Here is a 23,817-nt window from a genome sequence, read left to right as displayed (position 1 = left end):
GTAATTACTGATAGTTAAATCAAAAAAAATAAGGAACTATAATTATGAGAGCTTCAGCTAGACATTTATTAGTACAATCAGAGTCTGAGTGTCAACAGATCAAGAAAGATATATCTGAAGGTAAAATAACTTTTGAAGAAGCAGCTAAAAAACATTCTCTATGCCCATCTGGAGCTAGAGGTGGTGATTTAGGTACTTTCTCACAAGGTCAGATGGTTCCTGAGTTCGATAAAGTTGTATTCAACGATGAACTTCACAAGGTTCATGGTCCTGTTCAAACTCAATTTGGTTATCATTTATTAGAAATTACATCTCGCGGATAATTTTAAATTTCTCATAATTTTCAAATTATTAAATAAATTTCTCATATAAAAATTTACGGATAAAAATGAATTCTGAAACTAAAAAAGATTTTAGTCAGCTTGGGCTGAATCAAGATATTGTAGATACTGTTATAAAATTAGGATATGAAAATCCAACACCAATTCAACAGTATGCTATTCCATATATCTTATCGGGTAGAGATGTGCTTGGTCAAGCACAAACAGGTACGGGTAAAACAGCGGCTTTTGCATTACCCTTAATAAACAATATGGATTTAGAATCTAGAGATAGAGCTCCACAAGTTCTGGTACTAGCTCCGACAAGAGAGTTAGCTATACAAGTAGCAGAGCAATTTGAAGCTTTTTCTAAAAATATACCAAACTTAGATGTTGCATGTATCTATGGCGGTCAAGAATATGGTTCTCAAATAAGAGCGCTTAAGCAAGGTGTAAAAGTTGTAGTTGGTACGACTGGTCGTGTGATGGATCATATCGAAAAAGGTACATTACAGCTTGATAATCTAAGAGCATTAGTATTAGATGAAGCTGATGAGATGCTTAGAATGGGCTTTATTGATGATGTTAGATTCGTTCTAAGTCATGTATCAGATGAGTGTCAAAGATTACTTTTCTCAGCTACTATTCCTACTGATATAGCAGATATTATTCAAGAATATTTAAGAAATCCTTGTAAGATACAAGTAAAAGCAAAAACAAAAACTGCAAATACTGTGACGCAAAAGTTCATAGTGATAAAAGGCTTTAGAAAGATAGATGCGTTAGATAGATTGCTTGAAGTTGAAGAAACTGATGGTGTTATTATCTTTGTTAAAACTAAGACAAGTACTATTGAAGTAGCTGATAATCTAAAAGCTCTTGGTTATAGAGTAGCAGCTATTAATGGAGATATGCAACAATCTCAACGCGAGTATATAGTTGACCAATTTAAAAGCGCTAAATCTGACATTTTAGTAGCTACAGATGTTGTTGCTAGAGGTATAGATCTTGAGCGTATTAGTCATGTAATTAACTATGATATGCCTAATGATTCTGATACGTATGTACATAGAATCGGTCGTACAGGTAGGGCTGGACGTGAGGGTATTTCAATTTCTCTAGTTCCTTTGAAAGAAATGAGATTTTTGCGTACTTTAGAGAGATTTACAGGCTCTCCAATGCAAGAAGTGTTTATGCCAAGTGCAAAAGATTTAGCACAAAGCAGAATAGATCATTTCAAAACTCGAATAGCTTCGGCATTAGATAAAAATAAATCTTTAGATAATTATAAAGAGATTATTATGAGCATTCGTGATGAGCTAGAATTAGACTCAGAAGAGCTTTTAGCTGTGCTTACGTTATTAGCTCAAGGTAAGAAATCATTCTTCCCAAGAGAAATACAAGCTAGAGATGATAGACCTCAAAGAGATAGAAATTTAAGAGGTAACTCTAGAGATGGACGCAGAAATGATGGGTTTGAGCGCAGAGGCGATCGTAATGATAGAAATAGTCGTTTTGATAGATCTGATAAATTTGATAGATCAGACAGGCCTGATAGAAAACCTCGTAGAGCTGTAAATATTGATTTGACTACATATAAGCTTGAAGTCGGTCGTGATAACGACGTTCAGCCAAGAAATATAGTAGGTGCTATAGCTAATGAAGGAAATATTGATAGCAAGCACATTTGTAATATTTCTATCCAAAAAGATCATACGTTAGTAGATTTACCAGCAAATTTATCTCCAAAGGTTATAAGTCATCTAAGAAATGTTTGGGTTGCGGGTAAAAAATTAAACCTTACGGCTCGATAAAAAATTTTATTTTTCTCTATTATTCTTTAATTTAAGTATTTTAATTCCATCTTTGATATTTAGACTCATTAATATTATATTCATTAGCCCTGCTAATAATTCAAATATTTGTACTATATAAAAAGTTTGATTAAAACACATTTTAGATGCTAGATAGTTTAGGGTTATAGCAGAAGGAATAAGTATAAATATTCCATTGAATGCGATAAAAAGCATTCTTTTCTTTTTTTTAGCTATGATACCTTTTTTTGATTTTGTCATTATAGACCCACTTATACCAGTTGTAATAATGATGGGTATTAGAATAAATAATCCTGGAAATAATATAAGATTTTTTACTATTATAATATTGCTATAGCTACCAAATATTTCACTAATTATCGTAGCTAAGAAGAATAAAGTGATACAAAGTATAGCTGCAAATGCAGAAAGTTTATGTATTATAATTTTCATGATATTTAAGTTAGGTTAAAGTATTATATAAATTTAATGTTATATTACTTTCCCAATATGTCAACATGTTGTCGGATTTTTGAGTTATGAAAAAAGAAACAATATTTACTAATCTTGTACTAGAAACATTTAAAGCTAGTGGAATACTGAATATACAAGGAGATAATTTAACAAAAGAATTTGGACTTACTTCTTCAAGATGGAAAATATTAGGAGCAATTAAGCTTTCTAAAGCTCCTATGACAATAGTAGATATATCTAATTATATGGGGCAGAGTCGTCAGGCAGTGCAAAGGATAGTTAAAGTGATGATTAATGAAGATTTAATTAAGTTGATAAATAATCCAAAGCATAAGCAATCTAAATATATAGAGCTAACAAAAAAGGCTTATAACATATATGAACTTTTAGATGAAAAGCAGTCAAAATGGGCAAGAGAAAGTTCTAGCAGTTTTAGTGAATCAGATTTGTGTATTGCTTTAAATGTTTTGAATCATATAAATAAACTGTATTCATAGTTGAATTTATAAAATTTAATAGATAAGGGAAATAGAAAATTTTGTAAAGCTGTGAGTACCGATTTCTTATACTCTCAAATAAATAATTTCTTGTGTATTATTCTATTTACTCATCGAAAGTTGTATAATTCATCGGACTATCTATACAATAATTTTTTTCTATAAATGAGTAACTATATTTTTATAGTTTCTGCGCCTTCTGGTGCTGGCAAAAGCTCCTTATTAAAAGCTTTTTTAGAAACTGAAATTGGCAAAGAAAATTTTGCGGTTGCAACATCACATACAACTAGAGATCCTCGAGTAGGTGAAACTAATGGAAAAGAGTATCATTTTGTTTCAATTATAGAGTTTGAAAAGATGCTAGATGCTAATGGCTTTATTGAATATGCAAAAGTTTTCAAAAATTACTATGGTACATCTAAATCTGAAATAGATAAATTACTTACGCAGGGCAAAAATATAATTCTTGAGATTGATTGGCAGGGAGCTCAGCAAACAAGATCTATATATGGACACAAGGCAAAGAGTATATTTATTTTACCTCCATCTATGGATGAGTTGAGAAAGCGTCTAGAAGCTAGAAATACAGATTCTAAAGAGATTATAGACTATCGAATGAGTCAAGCAGAGTCTGAAATCTCTCATGCAAGTGAGTACGATTATCAGCTTGTAAATGATGATTTTAGTCAATCATTAGAGCAACTATGTAAATATTTCGAAGAAAATATCCAAAGCTAATAACTAAGGAGACATTTGGATGTTAAATCAAAAACTTATAAAAGACAAAATATCACAAGCTAGACAAGAATTACCTAGTTTAAAAATAAAAGATAATGAAAAGCAACAATATATGCATGAAATACAAGAGCTATTGAAGCAGCATAATGCTTGCTTGGTAGCACATTATTATGTTGATGCAGAAATACAAGAGTTAGCAGAAAAAACTGGTGGTTTTGTTGGAGATTCGCTTGCTATGGCAAAGTTTGGACTTGAAAGTGAATGTGATACTCTCATAGTCGCGGGTGTTAGATTTATGGGTGATTCTGCTAAGATCCTTAGTCCTGAGAAGAAAATTCTTATGCCAACTTTAGAGGCAGAGTGTTCGCTAGATTTAAGCTGTAGTAATGATGAGTTTAAAAAGTTTATAGAAGCTAATCCTGATAGGGAAGTTGTTGTATATGTTAATACATCTGCAGAGATTAAAGCTCTAGCTGATTGGACTGTGACATCATCAAATGCTTTGGAAATATGTTCACATCTTCATAAGCAAGGTAAAAAATTACTTTGGGGACCTGATAGATTTTTAGGAGATTGGATTATAAAACAAACTGGAGCTGATATGCTTCTATACGATGGTAGCTGCATAGTACATGAGGAGTTTAAGGCACAAGCGCTTGATGATCTAATGCTTGAGCATCCTGATGCTGCAGTTTTGGTACATCCTGAGTCACCTGCTGAGATTATAAAAAGAGCCGATGCAGTAGGATCAACTTCTCAATTAATAGCTGCTAGTAAAGAGATGGACAATGATAAGTTTATCGTAGCAACTGATACAGGTGTGTTTTATAAGATGAAACAGTTATCGCCATATAAACAATTTATTCCAGCACCTACAGCAGGTCGTGGGGCAACATGTCAATCATGTGCAAAATGTCCATGGATGAAGCTAAATCAGCTTAAGAATCTAAAAGATTGTTTGATTAATCAAGATAATGAGATATTTGTAGAAGAAACAGTGCGCCAAAAAGCTCTTATTCCTCTAAATAGAATGATAAATTTCTAAGGAAGTATTATGTCTGAAATAATGTTAAATACTAATCAGATTGCTAGTGTTTCAGAGAATGTTATTAAAAAATTAGTAGCAGAGTCTTTAGTCGAAGATATTGCAGATGGTGATATTACTGCACAGCTTGTCGAAGATGTTGATACAATGGCATTTTGTATTACACGTGAAGATATGATCTTATGTGGTAAAGAGTTTGCTAATGAAGTTATAAATCAAGTAGATAAAAATATCCAGATAATATGGTTTTATGATGATGCAGACAAAATATCTGCTGGTGAGAAGATTTTTGAGCTTAGAGGTAATGCTAGGAGTATTTTAACAGCAGAGAGAGCTATGCTTAATTTTATTCAGATGCTTTCTGCTACAGCTACAGCAACGAATAATTTAGTTAAATTGATTGCTGATTATAAGACAAAGCTTCTTGATACGCGTAAAACTATTCCATGCTTTCGTATGGCTCAAAAATATGCTGTTAAATGTGGCGGAGGATTTAATCATCGCATAGGTTTATTTGATGCATATTTGATAAAAGAGAATCACATCCGTTCAGCTGGTGGCATTGCAAAAGCTGTTTCAAAAGCTGCTCGTTTACAACCTACAAAAACTATAGAAGTTGAGGTGACTAATCTTGAAGAGCTAAATCAAGCGATTCTAGCTGGTGCCAATATCATTATGCTAGATAATTTCTCGATTGAGGATATAAACAAAGCAGTCAAGATTGCCAAAGATAAGGTAGCACTTGAAGTATCAGGTAATATAGATAGTAACTCTATAGTCGAAATAGCTAAAACGGGTGTGGATTTTATATCTGTAGGAGCGATTACTAAACATATTACGGCGATAGATTTATCTATGCAGGTTCAATTATAACAATGATTACAAAAAAGCATGATGTAGTTATAGTTGGCGGAGGGTTAGCAGGTATAGTAGCCACTATTGAGTTAGCTGAGCAAGGATTAAATGTGGCTTTGATTTTTGATCAAAAATTAAGCCATAGCGCAAGCTCGTATGCTCAAGGTGGAATCGCAGCAATAGTTTCTGAAGAAGATACTATACAATCACATGTAAACGATACATATATAGCTAGTGGTAAGATTGCAAATCTTGATAGTATTACAAAAGTAGTGACAGAATCTAATTCTGCAATTTTGTGGTTAGAAGAGCATGGCGTAGAGTTTGATAGAAAATCAGATGGTGAATATAGCTTACATTTAGAGGGAGGACACTCTTTAGCAAGAATTTTGCATATCAAAGACTATACTGGTCGAGCTGTTATTACTAAGTTGTATGAAAATTTAGATAGATTAAAAAATATTACTATATATGCAGAACACAATGTTATCGAATTAATAAAAAAAGATAATAAATGTATAGGCTTATATACTCATAACGTAAGTCATGATGTGACCAAGTTTATTGCAAAGAAAGTAATATTAGCATCGGGTGGGGCTTCAGGACTATATAAATATGTAACTAACGCAACAGCTGGAACTGGTAGTTCTATGATAATGGCTTATGATATTGGTTGTGAGCTTGAAAATTTAGAGTTTACACAGTTTCATCCAACATGTTTTTTTGCTCGAAATGGAGATCCTGTATTAATATCAGAGGCTATTCGTGGTAGTGGTGCAGTACTAGAAACTGAGAAAGGCTTACGAATAATGAAGTCAGTTCATGAAAGACAAGACTTAGCTCCTAGAGATATTGTTGCACGACAAATATACATAAATATGCAAGCGGGTAGAAATATTTACCTAAATGCTACTCACTTAAGTTCTAGTCAATGGCAAGAAAATTTTCCGTACATATATCAAAAATTATTAGATAATAATATAGATCCTACAAATGATAGAATTCCAATATCTCCAGCAGCGCACTATAGTTGTGGGGGGATTAGTGTAGATAAATATTCTCAAACGAATATCGATGGCCTTTATGCCGTTGGTGAGGTTTCTTGTACTGGTCTTCACGGAGCAAATAGGCTTGCGAGTAATTCACTATTAGAATGTATTGTGTATGCACTTGCTGCGAGTAAACATATTTTAGCAAATATAAAAGATACTTATCTAGAAGACAATCAACAGTTAACATTAGTTGAATCAAACTGTGATTATGCAAAACAAATCACTTATATACGCCAGTTAATATGGGATAGTGTTGGACTAGTTAGAAAGCAAAATGAGTTAATAAATGTTTATAAAGAGCTAGAAGTATTAGAAAAATCTATTGCCCATAAGCAGGATTTAGAAAATTATGACTTAAAATTAGAGGCATATCGTAAAGTAATCAAGTTAGCTAAGCTCTCTGTAGAACAAGCAATAAGTAGAAAATATAGTATTGGAAGTCATTTTCTTAGAGTTTAAATTATAAATATAAATGACTCTATTGTAGTAAGTTAGACAAATATTATATATTTGCATTAATTTTTATTTATTATTGACTTTCAAAAGTTTTTATAAAACATTATAGTATTAAAATCAAACCATATATTTTGTATTTTATGAAAAAATATCTAGTAGCCATAATTAGTATAGGATTGTGTAGTTCATCATTTGCTATGAGTCCAGGCAGTTTTATTGACAAACCTACCTTGAGTAAATACGAAGCTGAAATTATGCATGCAGATGAACAAATCATAAAGCATATAGCTAAGCGTCAGGAGTTAAGAAATCAAATGCTAGATATTCAGAAAAAACAAAATTTACCTAGCAGTGATCCATTCCAAGACAAAGATTTAGCAGCTACGCGTACAAATTTTGCAATAGAATATAATGTTAACCCTAAACTTGTTAATGAGATTTTTAGTATTTTGAATTCTCCAGGTCAAAATACATCAAAGTAGCTTTTTTTAAATAAAGTATATAAGAGGTAATACAATGTCAATTTATGACTTTAAATTAACTAAGAATGATGGATCAGAATATTCTTTACCCAAGAATAAGGTTATTTTGATAGTAAATGTTGCAAGTAAGTGCGGATTCACTAAGCAATATAGAGGTCTTCAACATTTACATAAATTATATCCTGATCTGGAGATAGTAGCTTTTCCATGTAATTCATTTGGTGGACAAGAACCTGGTAGTGATGAGGAAATCAAAAACTTTTGTGAAACTAATTATGATGTTACATTTCCAATAATGAAAAAGACAAAAGTAAATGGTAAAGATGCAGAACCACTATATGAATATCTTAAAGAAAGAGCAAAAGGTGTACTTGGTACCGAAGCTATAAAATGGAATTTTACAAAATTTTTAGTATCAAAAGATGGAGGAACTGTCGTTAGATATGCACCTAAAACAATTCCTGAAGATCTAATTGCTGATATCGAAAATTTTCTTAAAGATTAAGTTCAAAAAAACTGTATAATTTGTCTATATATGTTTTAACTTCTAAAATATGATTTCAACTTCGTTATCTTATATATCATCTTTATTGTTAATATGCAGTCTTATAGTTTTACTATCAAGTAAGTCAAAATCGAAATTATTTGAATATTTTCCAGCAATTGTAATTATTTATTTTGTCATAGTAGTGCTTTCAGCTATGGGGTTTTGGGATTCAAAATCTTCAGAAATTATTCAAACAAGGTCTCAGCTTCAAGATTTAATATTGCCTGTTATGTTATTTTTGATGCTTATTCGTTGTGATATTAGAGTAGTTATAAAACTAGGTAGAAAGCTACTCATAGCTTTTTTTGGAGCTACAGTAAGTATCATAATAGCTTTTGTCATAATGTATTTAACTGTTGGTAAGTATATATCGCCAGATGCTTGGAAAGGATTCTCAGCTTTATCAGCAAGTTGGATGGGTGGAACTGGTAATATGGTCGCTGTTAAGCAAGCTCTTGGTACCCCTGATAATCAGATGGGCTATATACTACTGACAGATTCCATTAGTTATTCTATTTGGTTTGCTTTTCTATTTGCGCTTATTTCTCGAGCAAACATTTTTGATAAATGGACAAAAGCTGGGTGTATTGAGGAACATATAAGTAAAGTTGATATTAACAATCCTTATGATGTTAAAGGCGATATTAATTTTGTTGGAATATTTGTATTAATTGCAATGGCATTTACTGCTACTGATATAGCAAAGATTTTATCAAGTTATTTACCAGCTACAGATTTAATATCTGCTAAGACTTGGATAATTCTGTTGGTGACATTATTTGGTTTTGTAGGAGCTATGACTCCAATAGCCAAAATTAGAAGTGATAGCATTATTGCAAGTATCTTCTTATATTTTTTGGTTGCACTTATAGCATCAGGCTCAAGTTTTAAAGGATTTTCTCAAGCACCGATATACATAGTCTGTGGGCTTATGGTGCTTGTTATTCATGCTATACTTATGGTAATAATTGCTAAGATATTCAGGCTAAATTTAGCAATGTGCTCTATTGCCTCACTAGCAAATATTGGTGGGATAGCAGGAGCACCTATATTAGCAAGTGCATATACTAGAAGCTTGGTATCTATTGCAGTTGTTATGGCGTTACTTGGGTTTTTGATTGGTACTCAAGGTGGGTTAATTGTAGCTAAGATACTTTCAGGATTTTCAATATGAGTAAGATAATTGACATAAAAACATCTATCATCAAAATGCCTCTTAAGAGAACATTTATAACAGCTGTACGAAGTACAAACCATATTGATTCTTTAGCAGTTGAGTTAACTTTAGATAATGGAGTTAAAGGTTATGGTGTAGCTCCAGCAACCACAGCGATTACTGGAGATACGCTGCAGGGTATGCAATATATTATTAGTGAGATATTTGCTCCAGTGATACTTGGCTCAGATTTATCTGATTACAAACAAACTTTAGAACTAGTTTTTAAAAAAGTTATGTTTAACTCTGCTGCAAAAATGGCTATAGATTTGGCATACCATGACTTATTAGCAAAAGAGCAAAATATATCTGTAGCTAAATTACTTGGTGCAAAAAACAATATCATTGAAACTGATGTTTCTATAAGTTGTGGTAGCATTGCAGAAACTATACAAAATATTCAAAATGGTGTAGAAGCTAATTTTACTGCTATTAAGGTTAAAACAGGAGCTGATTTTAATAGAGATATCCAGTTGCTTAAAGCTCTTGATAATGAGTTTAGTAAAAACATTAAATTTAGGTTTGATGCTAATCAAGGTTGGAATATAGCGCAAACAAAGCAGTTTATCGAGGAGATAAACAAATATAGTTTAAATGTAGAGATAATCGAGCAACCAATTAAATATTACGATATAAAAGCAATGGCTGAGATTACTAAATTTAGTAATATTCCTGTGGTGGCAGATGAGTCAGTATTTGATGTTAAAGATGCAGAGCGAGTTATAGATGAACAAGCGTGTAATATGATTAATATTAAACTTGCAAAAACAGGCGGTATTTTAGAAGCTCAAAAAATTAAGAAACTAGCGGACAGAGCAGGTGTATTATGTATGGTGGGCTGTATGATGGAGTCACCAGCAGGTATTTTAGCTACAGCTAGTTTTGCATTAGCAGAAGGTATTACAGTAGCTGATCTTGATCCTTTAGACTGGGTAGCTAAAGATTTGTATAGTGATTATATTACATTTAATGAGCCTGATATTATCCTAAAAAATAATCTAAATGGTTTTGGTTTTAATCTCTAAGTAATACATATAACGATGAATAAAGATAAAGTTGTAATTTTGGTACATGGTTTTATTAAAAATAGTAAAGACATGTCATCTTTAGCTAATTTTTTGAAAGATGGCTATGATGAGATTATAGCCGTTGACTTACCAACAACATTTGTAAGTGTTGATGTAGCAGTTAATAAATTATGTCAAATTATAGAAAATATTCCACCATCAAAGTCGTTGATATTTGTAGCTCATAGTATGGGCGGTATAATAACATGTATGACTATTGCTAAGTTACAGCTCACCAATGTTGAAAAATGTGTATTTATAGCTTCTCCATTTGCTGGATCTAGAGTTGCAAATTTTGGTGATAAGATTCCTTTTTATTCTAGAGTGCTAAAACCCAATAAAGATCTTAAAGTAACAGATAAGTATTTAGAAATCTGCAATAAAGTAGCAGAGAAAGTACCAGTAGGTCTTATTGCCGGTAATAAATATTCAAAACTTAATCTTTTAGCAAGGCTATGTCTGAGAAATGAGCATGATGGTTTGGTAGAAGTATCATCAGTATTTTCTATAAACAGTTTTGACAGAATTACTCTCAATAAAAATCATAGTGAAATTCATCATGATAAAGAAACTCTTAATAAAGTATTATTTTTCTTGAAAACAAGTAGGTTCTTATCTTAAAAAATAAAATTACATACTATTAGAGCGAGGCTTACATGCTAGATTCATTTCTGGCTCTGAGAATGAATTGTGACCTACCTCATGAGCGTATCGACAATTTTTGTTGTTAAACTGAGTAGCTTCAAAGAATTTATTATCATTAGAATGTATTGAGAATCCTAGATTAAATAAGATTAAAGAGGCTATTAGTAGAGTTGTTTTTTTCATTTTATTTTCCATCAAGTTTTAATTTCATTGCTATTATGGCAGGGAAGTTATATATGTAAAATTAATGATTTTTATACCATATATAAGCTACACTTATATATAACATATTTGCTAGATTCTGAACTTGGATTTATATAAGTTTTGTTATCTAATTTATGCTGTGTATAAAGGTAATTTTATCTTATTATAGAAATAATATAGATTATAAATTTCTTGCTATGACTTTTCTAACAGAAAAACAGAATCGTGAAATTGAAGAATATGCTATTTCTCAAGGATTAAACCTAATCGAAAATGCTTCAGATGAAGTCATTAAACTTATTTGTACTAAATTTGATAAACAGAATAAAGTATTAGTAATTGTAGGCTCAGGTAATAATGGTAGTGATGGCATTGCTGCTGCTATTAAACTCTATAATAAAGGTTATAATGTTGACGTCTATCGAGTTTTTCCAAAAGGAAATCAAGATAACCAAAATTATTATCAAGAGTTTTCAAAGTTAAAGGCTCCTTTAGAAAAGTTACCAGATATTAGTAATTATGATGTCATAATCGATGGAATATTTGGTATAGGATTAGACAGGAATCTCGAAGGTGATATTTTAGAACTTGTTAAAGTTATAAATCAAAATTCAAAATACACATTAGCTATAGATGTACCAAGTGGATTAGATGCTTTTAATGCCAAAGTATATGGTGAAGCTATCCAAGCCAATGAGACAATTACATTCTTAGCAGATAAGCAAGGGCTACATACAGGTGATGGTCTTGATTATGTTGGCAAAGTAACTGTTAAAGAGCTGATTGATAATCAAAATATCAAGATTACTCAATCAGAGTATCAAGTTTATAAAAATGATATTCAAGATATAAATCTAGACAATATTATCAGAAAAAAGAAAAATACTAATAAAGGCACTTATGGCAATCTAGCTATAATTGGTGGTAATATAGGTATGAATGGAGCTTTGCAATTAGCTGGTAAAAGTTCACTATATAGTGGCTGTGGTAAGGTCTCGATGATATCTCTAGATAAAGACTTTCGTGCTGATATGTCTATGCCGGAGCTAATGACAAAATCCCTAGGTGATATTCCTAAAAATCTAAATACTTTCTCAGCTTTTGCAGTAGGAGTTGGTTTTGATACAACTGATGACTCTCAACAAGTTTTAGAACTAATAATTGATAATCTAACTCAACCCGCAGTTTTTGATGCAGATGCTTTAAATATAATCGCAACAAATCAGCAAATTAGAGAAAAGTTTATTAATTTAGAAAATAAAATAATAACTCCACACCCAGCAGAAGCTGCAAGATTATTTGGTTGTACTACCAAAGAAATTCAAGACGATAGATTTGCTGCAGTTAGAGCTTTAGCTAAAAAATATAATACCACAGTCGTACTAAAAGGAGCTGGAAGCCTAATTTGTAAAGATAATGAAATCTATATCAATGCTACAGGTAATCAAGGTATGGCAGTAGCAGGGCAAGGCGATGTATTATCTGGGATTATTGGAGCATTTTTAGCTCAAGGTTTAGATACTCTATCAGCAAGTAGATTAGCTGTATATATCCATGGTTTAGCTGGAGATAATCTAGTGAAAAAACTAGGTGGCTATATTGGGATATTTCCTAGTAGAGTGGCTGAGGAGGTTTGTGAGGTTTTGAATAATATATATTTTATAAGAGAGTAAAAATTAATTAGAATGGTGTAACGTCATCAATCACATCGCCTACAAGTTGAAAAGGTAATTTTAATATACAACTATTTAGACTAATACAGCAAATAGCTAGTGCAGCAACTAAAAATATTTTCTTTAAATTCATTTTTTGTAAGATCAGTATTTAAAACTTATTTATATAATACATAAGTGATTTATACATTTGTAGATCTTATTTTAGTAATACTGGTTTAATTAGATATTTGTTATAATTAATGCTAATAAATTTAGATTGTCTATTTGGATAAATATTGTGAAACACCAACTTAAATGGATGGCGTGGGAGACAACTAGACGTTGTAATCTCAAGTGTGTACATTGCCGTTCATCTTCAGAATGTGAAGTGCTTGGCCATCCAGATTTCTCTACCGAGGAAGGCTTTAGAATCATTGATAATATAGTTGAGTTTGCTAAACCTGTATTAGTACTCTCTGGAGGAGAGCCTCTTTTACGAGCAGATATTTTTGAGCTAGCTGAATATGGTGCTAGTAAAGGTCTACGTATGGCTTTAGCTACTAACGGCTCATTAGTCACTGATGAGATTTGTGAGAAAATAAAAAACTCAAGTATAAGTATAGTATCTCTAAGTATAGATGGAGCTACAGCAGAGACGCATGATGATTTTCGTAGCCAAAAAGGTGCCTTTAAAGCAACAGTAAATGCTGCAAAACTATTTAAGAAACATGGTATACCATTCTTGATAAATTCATCATTTACCAAACGTAATCAACATGAGATTAAGGATGTTTATAAACTAGCAAAATCTCTTGAAGCTACAGCATGGTATTTGTTTATGATAGTGCCAACAGGACGTGGTGAAGAGCTTATGCAAGAGTTGATAGATATTGATGATTATCAAGATATTTTAAATTGGCACTATGATATGGAAGCAGATGAGCAAGATATGCTTGTGCGTCCAACTTGTGCACCGCATTATTATCGTATTCGTTTTGAGCGTAATAAAGAAGATGGAGCAAAAGTTCGATCAAGAGCTCTTAGTTTTGGTACTGGTGGTGGTAAAGGATGTATTGCTGGGCAAAGTATATGTTTGCTAGATGTTGATGGTAATGTCTATCCATGTAGTTATTTACCTGTTAGTGCTGGTAATGTTAAAGAAAAATCATTTGCAGATATTTGGCAAAACAGTGATGTAATGCATGATATGCGTGATTTTAGTGCTTATGAAGGTAAATGTGGCTCATGTGAGTTTATTAAGATATGTGGTGGCTGCAGAGCTAGAGCTTATAATATTCACGGTAGCTATCTTGCAGAAGAGCCATTTTGTAATCACATGCCTATCAAAATGAAGCAAAAAGAAAATTAAATACAATATTTATCTTTTATTGTCTTTGTAAACCTACAACTTTGGACATCTCAATAATTTTTTTGATATCTTCTTTTGGAGTTGGTTTTTTTCCTCTACCTTGTACTTGATGTGGTATATCTATGAAATTCATAGCTTTCAGATCATAAGTAACATAACCAGTATCTACACTCATAGCATATACACCAACAGATCCGGTTCCTTGATATGCGGCATTATCTTTATACGCTACAGTTAGATTCTTTAGATCTTTGACAGTAGTCCAAAGAGTCATAGACTTTTCATAAGGTGGTACAGAAACATTCGCTATAATAGATGTAGCATGATAAATAGCCTCTCTATTTGATTTTGGTTCAAGCATAAGTTCAGATAAGGTATAGGCTCTCACAAAGCGAGATGTAGAGCTAAAATCTCCTGGCATACCAATTAGTTGAGCAACCTCTGGTCGAGAGCTTTTTACAGTTTCATCATAATTTATAAATTTACTAGCAAAAGTTGGGTTAGAATCTTCAAAAGGCTTAAGTAGCGATTGGTATTCTTTGATATTTTCTAAATGCCAATTATAGCTAGGAGCATTGGTTAAGACATTGCCAGTATTTTCGTATATATAAATTTCACCATTAAGAAATTCAATCACAGCACTATTACCCAGAGAGTCTCTAAGTGATATATGTAGTGGAATATCTTCGACAAAAACACCTGGTTTTAGTTCGAGGGCACTATTTACAAGCTGATGTTGAGATATCAATTTAAGAGCCTCAGGTACATCTTTTGCCATTGCTAATAGGAAGTTACCAATATCATATATAGCAAGGACAGGGCGTGTATCTTTAGGATTGTATTTAGGATATTGTGTTATATCAAGGTATAAAACACTAAATGATAGTCCTTGTGTATTTAAGCCATCAGCAATAGTTCTATCAAAGCCAAATCTACCAAAATAACCATATTTATTTTTCCAATTTGCAAGTTGATCTGTTGGGATTTTATCAGCATCAATTACTACATTTGTAGTATTCTCAACCCCCACGTAATCCCAGCCATTTTCAAAAGCAATATTAATTGGAAAATCCATAGATCTTGCTTCGATTTTATATTCATTTTTATTTATGAAAACATTTGTACACATAGCTTATCCCTTTTTTATATATGAGTTTATATTTCTAGGTGGTATACTTTACATTATCAAATATACAGTATTCAGAGTTATAAAAAAATGACAAATCAATTTAAAAATATAGTCCTATACAGAATGGTAACACCAGAAAAAACTTGTCCATATGGTTTAAAAGCAAAAGCACTTTTCGAGGAAAAAGGTTGGTGTTTTGAAGATCACATTTTAAAAACTAGAGCTGAAACAGATGCTTTTAAAGAAAAGTATAATTTAGAAACTACACCTTTGATCTTTATCGATGGAAAGCAAATTGGTGGCTATAGTGATTTAGTAAATTTTTTAGGTAAAAAATGAAAGACCAATTAAAATATTTTGTTTATGAAACAAAAGTTTTACCTGAGCATATAGATCCCAATAATCATTTAAATAACATTGTTTATTTACAATGGATGCAAGATATTGCAATTGCTCATGTAAAGGCTAATGGCGTATTTGATGTTACAGAGGCTCATGGTCTTACATGGTTTGCAAAGAAGCATACTATCGAGTATTTAGCTCAAGGTTTTTTAGGTGATGATATCGTGGTAATTACTTGGGTAGAGAGTATGACAAAGATCTCAACATTTAGAAAATACCATATCTATAGAAAGTCAGATAAAACCCTCTTATGTAAAGCGGATACTCTTTGGGTAATGGTAAATGCTCAAAAAGGACGACCTGCAAAAATCCCTATAGAATTAGTTGAAATATTTGATAAATATAATGATTTTGAAATTGATGATGTAGCTAAGTTGATTTAATTTTTATATTAATAGTTTAAGGAGCCGTAGGATATGAATATGGCAGATGAAATTATAGATCTTTTTTCTCAAAAGCATTATCCAAAAGTAATTAAAGTCAAAAATGATAATTTTATAAAATATTATAATGATGGTATTGTTGCTATTTTTCCTACTACAAAAACTTTACAAAAAGCTATGATAGTCTCAGCAGGTATACATGGTGATGAGACAGGACCTGTGGAATTAGTTTATAAACTTTTTAATGATCTTATAAACGGTAATATTACAATTAGCCGTCCATTAATGATTATAGTAGGTAACCTAGAAGCAATTAGACAAGGAAAACGTCAGATTGAAGTTAATTTAAATAGATGCTTTGATACTGATGAGCTGAACTCAAATAATTCTTTAGAGCATGAAAAGGCCTTAGATATTATTACAGCAATAGATCATTTTAAAAAAGAACTTGATGCTGAAAATATTTCAATAGAAATGTTACTTGATTTACATAGCTATGTTTATCCTGAATATTTCTATCAGTATCAGGATGATAAAACACAGTTTGCAATTTGTGTCAAAGAACAGCCGTATAATTTATCTCATGAGAAAATTTTATCTGCTTGTAATCTTGGTAAAGTTATAACTGATATTAATATGAAAGGAACTTTGGTTTCTTTCATAGTAAAGAAATATCCACATATTACAAGCATGGTATTTGAGCTTGGGCATGCTCATGGATTAGGCGATAATAATCCATTAGATTTGGAGAATATTTCTAATTATATATATACTCAAGTATCTGAGAAATATAACCAAAAGATACGAATAAACTTTCAGCAAATTGAAAAATATAAATTTTGTCCACCAGTAATTAAAAACAATGAAACCTTTGAATTAAATAATAATATATGTTTAAGAAATTTTACTAAATATAAGAAAGGAACAGTGCTTGCTTATGAAGATGGCGAGGTTATATATCAAGTGCCATCAGATAATCATACTGTACTTTTTCCATGGCCAACCAGACCTGTTGGAGCTGCAGGTACTTATATATTAGAGAGATTGTAAGGTTTAGCTAGTTTTATAAAGATAGATGTTAAAATTTAAATGAAAAAGAGATTTTGGCACAGATTATTGTTAGAATACATAATATATAATTCTACGTGCTTAATAGAGTTTAGGTTTGTTAAATTTTTCAGAACAAGAATTAAAATGTTTGCTAGAAGATACTCCTGATGGGATTCATATTATAGATCAAAAGGGAGACTTAGTTTTTTTTAGTAAATCTTTCATGAATAATCTTGGCTATAACAAAGAAGAGATGCTTGATCTAAATGTAGTTGATTGGGATCCACTTGCCCCTAGCAAACAACTTCGATCTGTAATTGCAGACTTAATAAATAAACCTGAAATATTTATTTCAAAACATAAAAGAAAAGATGGTTCTGTAATAGATGTTGAAATAAATGCTAAAGGCATTGTTATTAATAATGAAAAATATCTTTTTGCATCGCAAAGAAATATCCAAAAAAGAGATACAACCCAAGTAGATTTAGCTAATAAATTATTAGCTAGTGAGAGAATTAAGTACAAGACTATTTTGGAATTGGCATCTGATGGTGTATTTATTATGGATTTTGAAGGCAAGCTTATTGATTATAGTAAGAAAGCTCAAGATCTTTTAGGATATTCAGATAGTGAGATGCAAAGCCTATGTGTTTATGATTGGGATAAGGCTATCACTAAAGAAGAATACTCTCAAATTATTTTAGCACTTAAAGAAGGCCCTATAGAAGTAGAGAGAGAGCACACAAGAAAAGATAATTCCAAGTATATTGCTTTCATAACAGCAAATATTATTAATCTCAATAATGAAGATTTTCTTTATGCTTCCGCTAGAGATATAACATCCCAAAAAGAAAATGAGAAAACAATTATTGAGCAAAATGAGCAATTGGAAGCAATATTCAATACTGCTTTGGGAGGAATCTGTTTACTTAATCTAGAAGGTAAGTATGAATTCGTAAATAATAAATATTGTGAAATGCTCGAATATACTAGTCAGGAAATACTTAATAAAAGTACTTTTGATTTTATAGATAAAACATTTATTGACCTTTATAAGCAGTCATTCCAAGATGTAATTGAAAAAGGAGTATATGAAGATTTAGAAATAGTATGTATTACTAAATCAGGTGAAACTAGAAGACTGAGATCATCTATAGCTCTTATGCCAAATAAAAACCAGTTTTTAATGACAACAGTAGATAATACTGATCTATTTAATGCCATGAATACTATCAAAAGACAAACATATATAGATGATCTTACGAAGCTTTATAATAAAAAGTCATATAATGATAAAATTAAAGAGAGTTTAGATAATTATGAAAAATATAATATTAGCTTTTCGATAATAATTTTTGATATTGATCATTTTAAAAGAATTAATGATACGCAAGGTCATTTGGTTGGTGATAAAGTTTTAGCTTATTTAGGAAGACTTATTTCAAATAATATTAGAAAGGATGATCTTGCTTTTAGAATAGGTGGAGAAGAGTTTGCTCTGCTTTTGAGAAATACTTCCCTTAAGAGTGCTTTAATAGTAGCAGAAAAACTTAGGAATATAATAGAGACAGAGTCTTTAGTACTGTCTAATGAGACTATAACAATAAGTTTAGGTGTTACAGAGGTACGTAATCATGATGATACAGACTCAATATACAAAAGAGCAGATGGACTATTATATCAAGCAAAACATCAAGGTAGAAATCAAGTAGTAAGCGAATAGTTTTACTATTATTTATTATTCTTAACAACCTCTACTGGACCATGATCATCACAATGATTACCATGAGGATGGTGTAATCTACCATCAACAATATAATCTATGTGGTTACCATGTGGTACAGCTTCATGACCACAGTTAGGTCCATGAGTATGTCCAGAACAATCTTCTTTAATTGGATGACAGCCCTTTGGATTTTTTTCTGTTACTTCTAACTTATGTTCATCATAGTGGTCACTATGCTCATGATGAAGATGACCGTCATGTACATAATCGTAATGATCACCATGTTTAATTTTTGTGTGGCCACAGCCATCTTTGTGTTCATGATCATGATTTTGATGTGTTTTACATTTGCTCATGGTACTTCTCCTCTTTCGATTTGTATATTTATTTTAGCATCTTTTGTCTTAGGCCTTCAAATAAATATATCGTAGCAGCTTGAGCCACATTTAAAGATTCAATATTACTTAGAGTAGGAATCATTGTTTTTTCACCTACTGAAAAGTCTTGTATACCATTGGCTTCTTCTCCAAAGACTAAGATACTGTTACTCAACTTAAATTCTTTAGAGTAACAAGAAACTCCCTCATGAGGTGTCGTTAGCCAAATTCTTCGTTCTTTTAGTATAGGATAATTTCTTACAGCACTTAAATTTTCAAAATATCTGAATTTAAGACTAAATTGTGCACCCATACCCGCTCTTATGGCTTTTGGGTTAAAAGGATCTACAGTGCCATCTATAAGTACTATTTCTGTTAAGCCAACTGCTATAGCAGTTCTCAATATAGTGCCAATATTACCAGGGTCTTGTATTCTATCTAGTACTAAAGTGAAATCATCTTTAAATTCAAAATCAGATGCGGTATCTTTTTTCTTGGCTAAGATTAACACTCCTTGAGAGTTTTGTGTTTGTGCTAGTTCATTAAAATCTTTTTCAGAGATAGTGTATTTTTTATCTATAGGATAATCTACACTATCAGAATTATCTGTTGTAAGTATTGCGATTATATCTTCACAAGCTAGTCTTGATAGGGCTTCATCACAGCATCTTAGCCCTTCTATAATATAGTAGATAGATTTTTTTCTACCTTGAGGTGAGTGAAGCTTCTTTATTTCTTTGAGTAGTTTTTGACTTAGATTTTTCATTAAGCTATTAGCTGTAATATTTTGCTAGATATTGTATGTTTTTTACTAATCAGATTAAATAGTTATGGTATGTATTTTTGATATAGGTAGTTATAAATGTTAAGGTAATACAACTATTATTTAAACAAGAGTAATATTATGCAACGTGAAAAAGGTGCTTATGCACCAGTTTTTTATCCTGCTATTATTTTAGCCATCATTCTTTCGTTGTCAGGAATTTTTTATCCAAATCAATTTGCTAGTCATATCCAAAATCTACAAAATTTAATTCTAGAGAAATTCGGTTGGGCTTATATATTGGCAATGAGTGTTTTTTTATGTTTATGTTTGATTCTAATGTTCAGCCGCTTTGGTGATATCAAGTTAGGACAAGAACATGACTTACCTGAGTATTCTAATATTTCATGGTTTGCTATGTTATTTGCAGCAGGTATGGGAATTGGTTTAATGTTTTATGGAGTAGCTGAGCCTCTAAAACATTTTTTAGCACCTCCTAATATATCTTCAGATGAGTTGGTGCTTGTTAAAGAAGCTATGAATACAACATTCTTTCACTGGGGAGTAGAAGCTTGGTCTGTATATGCAGTTGTTGGTTTATCATTAGCGTATTTTGCTTATAGACATGATTTACCATTGTTACCTCGCTCAGTGCTCTATCCAATTTTAGGTAAACATATATATGGTCCCATAGGTCATGCAATTGATGTTTTTGCAGTACTAGGAACATTATTTGGTGTGGCAACATCTCTAGGATTTGGTGCAATGCAGGTAAGTGCAGGGATGAGCTTTTTGACAGGTTTACCAGATACTGTAAATATGCAAGTTATTTATATAGTATTTATAGTTGCATTAGCAACAATATCTGTAGGATTAGGACTTGAAAAAGGTATTAAGGCATTAAGTAATTTTAATATTATATTAGCAGTATTATTACTAGTTTTTATACTATTATTGGGTAATTCATCAGTATTGGTACGCGATTATATTCAAAATATTGGTTACTATCTAAGTACTATAGTAAATCAGACCTTTAATTTGTATGCTTACAATCAAGAAAATCAAGAATGGCTAAAAAGTTGGACATTATTTTATTGGGGGTGGTGGATAGCTTGGTCTCCATTTGTCGGAATGTTTATTGCCAAAGTATCTAAGGGTAGAACAATTCGTCAGTTTACTATAGGTGTATTGTTTATTCCGGTCGGGTTTACATTTTTATGGATGACTGTTTTTGGCAACTCTGCTATCGAAATAGCAATGAGTGGCAAAGGTGAGGCTCTTATTGATGCTGCAAATAATAATATACCAGTAGCATTATTTGAATTTTTACAACACTTTCCATTTTCTACAGTGTTATCAATATTAGCAGTATTTTTGATTGTAACATTCTTTGTCACATCTGCAGATAGTGGGGCACTTGTTATAGATATTTTAGCTACAGGCAATGCTAAACAATCAATAACATTACAACGTATTGCTTGGGCAGTACTTAGTGGTTTACTTGCAATATCATTAATTTTGGCTGGAGGTTTACAAGCTTTACAATCTGCGACTATAATTAGTGCTTTTCCATTGTTGTTTATTTTATTTTTGATGTGTGTTTCACTAATCAAATCTTTAAGGTTAGATTATCTAAGGCTTAAAAGTATTGAGACACATTCAACTGTTGTTCAATTTGCAAAAGCAAATACATCTTGGCAAAAAAGATTAGAAGCAATTGCTCATAAACCATCGAAAGATCAGGCTATAGAGTTTTTACAAAAGGATGTCACAACAGCGTTAATAGAAGTTGCAGATGAAATGGAAAAAAATGGCATTAATACAGAAGTGATTAGAGACCATGATCATATACAATTAAGTATTTCAATAGAAGGTAATGAAGATTTTATATATAGTGTGATGCTAAGAACTTATCAGTCAAAATTAGGTAATTACAATAGGGTAGAGGTACTTTTAAGCCATGGAGGTCAGTATTATGACATTATGGGATACTCAAAAGATCAAGTTATTGCTGATATTGTTAATCAGTATGATAAACATTTGCACTATTTGCATCTAGTTGTCGCAGATAAGGATATTCTTAATTGAGCATTGCATAGTTAAGATTAAGTATCCATGCAAAACCTACCCATAAAAAATATGGTATGAGCAAATATCCAGCAACTTTGTTTATATCCATAAATATTTTAAGATTCAATGTGATAAATATCCATAAAATTGACATTTCTAAAAAAGCCAAACTAATATTTTGCCAACAAAAAAATAAAAAGTTCCATAAGAAGTTTAAACCTAGCTGTATTGCATAGATTATAAATACTTTTTGTCTTAGAGCTTTTTGTTTGAATACTAGCCATCCAGATATTGCAATCATAATATATAAAATTGTCCAAACTGGTGCAAATATCCAATTAGGTGGAACAAAAAAAGGATGTTCTAAGTTTGCAAACCAAGTTAAAATATTTGCTGATGTTAGAGCTCCTGTAATTATCCCTGTACCTAAGATGGCTATTATAAAAATACCAAGAGAAATATAGTCTTTATTTTTTATATTACAACTCATACAAATTCCTCTTATATTTATGCTAAAAAATAACTTTAAATATCATATAAATATTGTAGATTAGAATATACATTTTTTTGAGTTTATATGATAATTATTAACAATATTTAATAGCTAAGGGTATTGTAATGTTAAAAACGAAAAGCCTAACACCACATCAGTATGAGATAATAATTAACAAAGATACAGAGTATCCTTTTACAGGTAGATACAATGATTTAGATCAAAAAGGTACATATATCTGTCGTAATTGTGGTACACCGTTATTCAAGGCTGACAGTAAATTTATTTCAACATGCGGTTGGCCAAGCTATGATATTCATATTGATAATAATGTAAAACAATTACCTGATGCTGATGGCAGAAGGATAGAAATTCTGTGTAATAATTGTGATGGACATCTTGGTCATATATTTCATGGTGAAGGATATACTAAATTAAATACACGTTATTGTGTTAATTCGGCATCTGTAGATTTTGTACCAGTAGAGAGTTTAGGTGAAACAGAAGAAATTATTGTAGCTGCAGGGTGTTTCTGGGGTGTTGAATATTACATGAAAAAACTTGAAGGAGTTGTATTTGCAGAGTCTGGATATTGTGGTGGCGATCAACCAAATCCTGATTATAAAAAAGTTTGTGCAGGCAATACTGGATATTTAGAAGTTGTTAGAATAATTTTTGAGAAGAAAAAAATATTTTTAGAAGAAGTTTTAAAGTATTTCTTTGAGATACATGATTTTGAGCAAGTTGATGGCCAAGGTCCAGATATCGGAGACCAATATAAATCTGCTATTTTCTATTATGATGATAAGCAAAAATATATTGCAGAAAATATTAAATCTGAACTTAATGATAAAGGCTACAAGGTGATAACAGATATTAGAGTGGTTAAACCTTATTATGTAGCTGAAGATTATCATCTAGATTATTATATGAAGAAAGGAACATTACCATACTGCCATACTCGTAAAAAAATATTTTAAATCAAACT

General features: G+C 31.3%; 26 protein-coding genes. 20 read left to right on the top strand and 6 right to left on the bottom strand.

Going from position 1 to position 23,817, the window contains the following annotated elements; translation table 11 throughout:
- Positions 1–44: 44 nt before the first annotated feature.
- Positions 45–323, top strand: coding sequence for a peptidylprolyl isomerase (locus ACKTR7_RS01485; RefSeq protein WP_407876700.1), 279 nt, complete (start codon positions 45–47; stop codon positions 321–323).
- A gap of 65 nt (positions 324–388) precedes the next feature.
- Positions 389–2,134 carry a DEAD/DEAH box helicase gene (locus ACKTR7_RS01480; RefSeq protein ID WP_407876699.1) on the top strand — a complete coding sequence of 582 codons (1,746 nt, stop codon included), beginning with the start codon at positions 389–391 and terminating at the stop codon, positions 2,132–2,134.
- A gap of 6 nt (positions 2,135–2,140) precedes the next feature.
- On the opposite strand, the gene ACKTR7_RS01475 is transcribed toward ACKTR7_RS01480, so the two are convergent.
- Positions 2,141–2,587 carry a hypothetical protein gene (locus ACKTR7_RS01475; RefSeq protein ID WP_407876698.1) on the bottom strand — a complete coding sequence of 149 codons (447 nt, stop codon included), beginning with the start codon at positions 2,585–2,587 and terminating at the stop codon, positions 2,141–2,143.
- An 86-nt stretch (positions 2,588–2,673) separates the two neighbouring features.
- Here ACKTR7_RS01475 and ACKTR7_RS01470 point away from each other — a divergent pair, with 86 nt between their 5' ends.
- The 10 genes from ACKTR7_RS01470 to ACKTR7_RS01425 all read left to right on the top strand — a co-directional run bounded on the left by ACKTR7_RS01470 (position 2,674) and on the right by ACKTR7_RS01425 (position 11,184).
- Positions 2,674–3,105 carry a MarR family winged helix-turn-helix transcriptional regulator gene (locus ACKTR7_RS01470; protein ID WP_407876697.1) on the top strand — a complete coding sequence of 144 codons (432 nt, stop codon included), beginning with the start codon at positions 2,674–2,676 and terminating at the stop codon, positions 3,103–3,105.
- A 165-nt stretch (positions 3,106–3,270) separates the two neighbouring features.
- Complete coding sequence (gene gmk, locus ACKTR7_RS01465) at positions 3,271–3,843, top strand: guanylate kinase (protein ID WP_407876696.1); 573 nt, start codon at positions 3,271–3,273, stop codon at positions 3,841–3,843.
- Between the two features lie 19 nt (positions 3,844–3,862).
- Entirely contained in the window at positions 3,863–4,888 is a 1,026-nt protein-coding gene (gene nadA / locus ACKTR7_RS01460) for a quinolinate synthase NadA (protein WP_407876695.1), read from the top strand.
- A 9-nt stretch (positions 4,889–4,897) separates the two neighbouring features.
- Entirely contained in the window at positions 4,898–5,761 is an 864-nt protein-coding gene (nadC, locus tag ACKTR7_RS01455) for a carboxylating nicotinate-nucleotide diphosphorylase (RefSeq protein ID WP_407876694.1), read from the top strand.
- Positions 5,762–5,763: 2 nt separating this feature from the next.
- Complete coding sequence (nadB, locus tag ACKTR7_RS01450) at positions 5,764–7,254, top strand: L-aspartate oxidase (protein WP_407876693.1); 1,491 nt, start codon at positions 5,764–5,766, stop codon at positions 7,252–7,254.
- Between the two features lie 137 nt (positions 7,255–7,391).
- A complete protein-coding gene (locus ACKTR7_RS01445) occupies positions 7,392–7,733 on the top strand; it encodes a chorismate mutase (protein ID WP_407876692.1) in 342 nt (113 codons plus the stop codon).
- A gap of 34 nt (positions 7,734–7,767) precedes the next feature.
- Positions 7,768–8,238, top strand: coding sequence for a glutathione peroxidase (locus tag ACKTR7_RS01440; RefSeq protein WP_044526279.1), 471 nt, complete (start codon positions 7,768–7,770; stop codon positions 8,236–8,238).
- A 49-nt stretch (positions 8,239–8,287) separates the two neighbouring features.
- On the top strand, positions 8,288–9,454 hold the full coding sequence (locus ACKTR7_RS01435) for a DUF819 family protein (protein WP_407876691.1): 1,167 nt from the start codon (positions 8,288–8,290) through the stop codon (positions 9,452–9,454).
- The gene (locus tag ACKTR7_RS01430) at positions 9,451–10,521 is read left to right on the top strand and encodes a dipeptide epimerase (protein WP_407876690.1); all 1,071 of its coding nucleotides are present in this window, start codon (positions 9,451–9,453) and stop codon (positions 10,519–10,521) included. The genes ACKTR7_RS01435 and ACKTR7_RS01430 overlap by 4 nt, the downstream gene beginning before the upstream one ends.
- Positions 10,522–10,536: 15 nt before the next feature.
- Entirely contained in the window at positions 10,537–11,184 is a 648-nt protein-coding gene (locus ACKTR7_RS01425) for an alpha/beta fold hydrolase (protein WP_407876689.1), read from the top strand.
- A gap of 9 nt (positions 11,185–11,193) precedes the next feature.
- On the opposite strand, the gene ACKTR7_RS01420 is transcribed toward ACKTR7_RS01425, so the two are convergent.
- A complete protein-coding gene (locus ACKTR7_RS01420; RefSeq protein ID WP_369845359.1) occupies positions 11,194–11,391 on the bottom strand; it encodes a hypothetical protein in 198 nt (65 codons plus the stop codon).
- Positions 11,392–11,609: 218 nt separating this feature from the next.
- Between ACKTR7_RS01420 and ACKTR7_RS01415 the strand changes: the two genes are divergently transcribed.
- Complete coding sequence (locus tag ACKTR7_RS01415) at positions 11,610–13,085, top strand: NAD(P)H-hydrate dehydratase (protein WP_407876688.1); 1,476 nt, start codon at positions 11,610–11,612, stop codon at positions 13,083–13,085.
- A 280-nt stretch (positions 13,086–13,365) separates the two neighbouring features.
- The gene (locus ACKTR7_RS01410; protein WP_407876687.1) at positions 13,366–14,436 is read left to right on the top strand and encodes a radical SAM protein; all 1,071 of its coding nucleotides are present in this window, start codon (positions 13,366–13,368) and stop codon (positions 14,434–14,436) included.
- A 16-nt stretch (positions 14,437–14,452) separates the two neighbouring features.
- Here the strand turns inward: ACKTR7_RS01410 and ACKTR7_RS01405 are convergent, their stop codons facing one another.
- Positions 14,453–15,565 (bottom strand): linear amide C-N hydrolase, encoded by a 1,113-nt coding sequence (locus tag ACKTR7_RS01405; RefSeq protein WP_407876686.1) that lies wholly within the window; start codon positions 15,563–15,565, stop codon positions 14,453–14,455.
- Positions 15,566–15,652: 87 nt separating this feature from the next.
- On the opposite strand from ACKTR7_RS01405, the gene ACKTR7_RS01400 reads away from it, so the two are divergent.
- From ACKTR7_RS01400 to ACKTR7_RS01385, 4 genes are all read left to right on the top strand, one after another.
- The gene (locus ACKTR7_RS01400; protein WP_407876685.1) at positions 15,653–15,904 is read left to right on the top strand and encodes a glutaredoxin domain-containing protein; all 252 of its coding nucleotides are present in this window, start codon (positions 15,653–15,655) and stop codon (positions 15,902–15,904) included.
- Positions 15,901–16,350: an acyl-CoA thioesterase gene (locus ACKTR7_RS01395; protein WP_407876684.1), complete on the top strand. Its 450-nt coding sequence runs from the start codon at positions 15,901–15,903 to the stop codon at positions 16,348–16,350. Before ACKTR7_RS01400 ends, ACKTR7_RS01395 begins: the two co-directional genes overlap by 4 nt.
- A 33-nt stretch (positions 16,351–16,383) precedes the next feature.
- Complete coding sequence (locus ACKTR7_RS01390) at positions 16,384–17,400, top strand: succinylglutamate desuccinylase (protein WP_407876683.1); 1,017 nt, start codon at positions 16,384–16,386, stop codon at positions 17,398–17,400.
- Positions 17,401–17,515: 115 nt separating this feature from the next.
- On the top strand, positions 17,516–19,123 hold the full coding sequence (locus ACKTR7_RS01385; protein ID WP_407876682.1) for a diguanylate cyclase: 1,608 nt from the start codon (positions 17,516–17,518) through the stop codon (positions 19,121–19,123).
- Between the two features lie 8 nt (positions 19,124–19,131).
- Here ACKTR7_RS01385 and ACKTR7_RS01380 read toward each other — a convergent pair whose 3' ends face one another.
- The gene (locus tag ACKTR7_RS01380) at positions 19,132–19,482 is read right to left on the bottom strand and encodes a hypothetical protein (RefSeq protein WP_407876681.1); all 351 of its coding nucleotides are present in this window, start codon (positions 19,480–19,482) and stop codon (positions 19,132–19,134) included.
- Between the two features lie 28 nt (positions 19,483–19,510).
- The gene (locus tag ACKTR7_RS01375) at positions 19,511–20,269 is read right to left on the bottom strand and encodes a TrmH family RNA methyltransferase (RefSeq protein WP_407876680.1); all 759 of its coding nucleotides are present in this window, start codon (positions 20,267–20,269) and stop codon (positions 19,511–19,513) included.
- Positions 20,270–20,407: 138 nt separating this feature from the next.
- Between ACKTR7_RS01375 and ACKTR7_RS01370 the strand changes: the two genes are divergently transcribed.
- Positions 20,408–22,354: a BCCT family transporter gene (locus ACKTR7_RS01370; protein WP_407876679.1), complete on the top strand. Its 1,947-nt coding sequence runs from the start codon at positions 20,408–20,410 to the stop codon at positions 22,352–22,354.
- Here the strand turns inward: ACKTR7_RS01370 and ACKTR7_RS01365 are convergent.
- Entirely contained in the window at positions 22,347–22,826 is a 480-nt protein-coding gene (locus ACKTR7_RS01365; protein WP_407876678.1) for a TspO/MBR family protein, read from the bottom strand. The two genes, ACKTR7_RS01370 and ACKTR7_RS01365, sit on opposite strands and share 8 nt — an antisense overlap.
- A gap of 128 nt (positions 22,827–22,954) precedes the next feature.
- Between ACKTR7_RS01365 and ACKTR7_RS01360 the strand changes: the two genes are divergently transcribed.
- Complete coding sequence (locus ACKTR7_RS01360; protein ID WP_407876677.1) at positions 22,955–23,809, top strand: bifunctional methionine sulfoxide reductase B/A protein; 855 nt, start codon at positions 22,955–22,957, stop codon at positions 23,807–23,809.
- Positions 23,810–23,817: the final 8 nt, after the last annotated feature.

The organism is Francisella sciaenopsi (genome assembly GCF_045862875.1).
GTDB lineage: Bacteria > Pseudomonadota > Gammaproteobacteria > Francisellales > Francisellaceae > Francisella > Francisella sciaenopsi.
The sequence above is the reverse complement of the archived record's forward strand: the minus strand, read 5'-3'. Positions and strand labels throughout refer to the sequence as shown.

Coding starts and splice junctions, on each gene's coding strand:
- ACKTR7_RS01485 (WP_407876700.1), top strand. CDS start 45: ATGAGAGCTTCAGCTAGACATTTATTAGTACAATCAGAGTCTGAGTGT.
- ACKTR7_RS01480 (WP_407876699.1), top strand. CDS start 389: ATGAATTCTGAAACTAAAAAAGATTTTAGTCAGCTTGGGCTGAATCAA.
- ACKTR7_RS01475 (WP_407876698.1), bottom strand. CDS start 2,587: ATGAAAATTATAATACATAAACTTTCTGCATTTGCAGCTATACTTTGT.
- ACKTR7_RS01470 (WP_407876697.1), top strand. CDS start 2,674: ATGAAAAAAGAAACAATATTTACTAATCTTGTACTAGAAACATTTAAA.
- gmk (WP_407876696.1), top strand. CDS start 3,271: ATGAGTAACTATATTTTTATAGTTTCTGCGCCTTCTGGTGCTGGCAAA.
- nadA (WP_407876695.1), top strand. CDS start 3,863: ATGTTAAATCAAAAACTTATAAAAGACAAAATATCACAAGCTAGACAA.
- nadC (WP_407876694.1), top strand. CDS start 4,898: ATGTCTGAAATAATGTTAAATACTAATCAGATTGCTAGTGTTTCAGAG.
- nadB (WP_407876693.1), top strand. CDS start 5,764: ATGATTACAAAAAAGCATGATGTAGTTATAGTTGGCGGAGGGTTAGCA.
- ACKTR7_RS01445 (WP_407876692.1), top strand. CDS start 7,392: ATGAAAAAATATCTAGTAGCCATAATTAGTATAGGATTGTGTAGTTCA.
- ACKTR7_RS01440 (WP_044526279.1), top strand. CDS start 7,768: ATGTCAATTTATGACTTTAAATTAACTAAGAATGATGGATCAGAATAT.
- ACKTR7_RS01435 (WP_407876691.1), top strand. CDS start 8,288: ATGATTTCAACTTCGTTATCTTATATATCATCTTTATTGTTAATATGC.
- ACKTR7_RS01430 (WP_407876690.1), top strand. CDS start 9,451: ATGAGTAAGATAATTGACATAAAAACATCTATCATCAAAATGCCTCTT.
- ACKTR7_RS01425 (WP_407876689.1), top strand. CDS start 10,537: ATGAATAAAGATAAAGTTGTAATTTTGGTACATGGTTTTATTAAAAAT.
- ACKTR7_RS01420 (WP_369845359.1), bottom strand. CDS start 11,391: ATGAAAAAAACAACTCTACTAATAGCCTCTTTAATCTTATTTAATCTA.
- ACKTR7_RS01415 (WP_407876688.1), top strand. CDS start 11,610: ATGACTTTTCTAACAGAAAAACAGAATCGTGAAATTGAAGAATATGCT.
- ACKTR7_RS01405 (WP_407876686.1), bottom strand. CDS start 15,565: ATGTGTACAAATGTTTTCATAAATAAAAATGAATATAAAATCGAAGCA.
- ACKTR7_RS01400 (WP_407876685.1), top strand. CDS start 15,653: ATGACAAATCAATTTAAAAATATAGTCCTATACAGAATGGTAACACCA.
- ACKTR7_RS01395 (WP_407876684.1), top strand. CDS start 15,901: ATGAAAGACCAATTAAAATATTTTGTTTATGAAACAAAAGTTTTACCT.
- ACKTR7_RS01390 (WP_407876683.1), top strand. CDS start 16,384: ATGAATATGGCAGATGAAATTATAGATCTTTTTTCTCAAAAGCATTAT.
- ACKTR7_RS01380 (WP_407876681.1), bottom strand. CDS start 19,482: ATGAGCAAATGTAAAACACATCAAAATCATGATCATGAACACAAAGAT.
- ACKTR7_RS01375 (WP_407876680.1), bottom strand. CDS start 20,269: ATGAAAAATCTAAGTCAAAAACTACTCAAAGAAATAAAGAAGCTTCAC.
- ACKTR7_RS01370 (WP_407876679.1), top strand. CDS start 20,408: ATGCAACGTGAAAAAGGTGCTTATGCACCAGTTTTTTATCCTGCTATT.
- ACKTR7_RS01365 (WP_407876678.1), bottom strand. CDS start 22,826: ATGAGTTGTAATATAAAAAATAAAGACTATATTTCTCTTGGTATTTTT.
- ACKTR7_RS01360 (WP_407876677.1), top strand. CDS start 22,955: ATGTTAAAAACGAAAAGCCTAACACCACATCAGTATGAGATAATAATT.